The sequence below is a fragment of the Streptococcus pseudopneumoniae genome (genome assembly GCF_001068775.1).
In the GTDB taxonomy this organism is placed as follows: Bacteria; Bacillota; Bacilli; order Lactobacillales; family Streptococcaceae; genus Streptococcus; species Streptococcus pseudopneumoniae_N.
Window position 1 is genome coordinate 1 of sequence record NZ_JWAJ01000061.1, and the last position, 213, is coordinate 213.

General features: G+C 41.8%; 1 protein-coding gene. It reads right to left on the minus strand.

The features are described from left to right. A partial coding sequence (locus ADF68_RS02080; RefSeq protein ID WP_049548444.1) for a helix-turn-helix domain-containing protein occupies window positions 1-211 on the minus strand: 211 nt, incomplete at its 3' end. Between the last annotated feature and the right edge of the window lie 2 nt (window positions 212-213).

Sequence of the window (213 nt, forward strand, 5' to 3'; positions counted from 1 at the left end):
TGGTTAAGCTTGATTTCTTGACCGAGCGCTTGCGATTGCTTTCATAAGCTTGTTGAGCATAGTAGGCAGAATAAACCTTTTTGAAGCGCCCTTTTCCAAGGCATTGTAGGACTATCCCGCGCTTGATTTCAGTGTGGATAGTTTGAGGATCTTTTCCAAGTAGAGAGGCAATTTCTCTATTTGATTTCCCTTCCTTTTTCCATCGTTCGATTA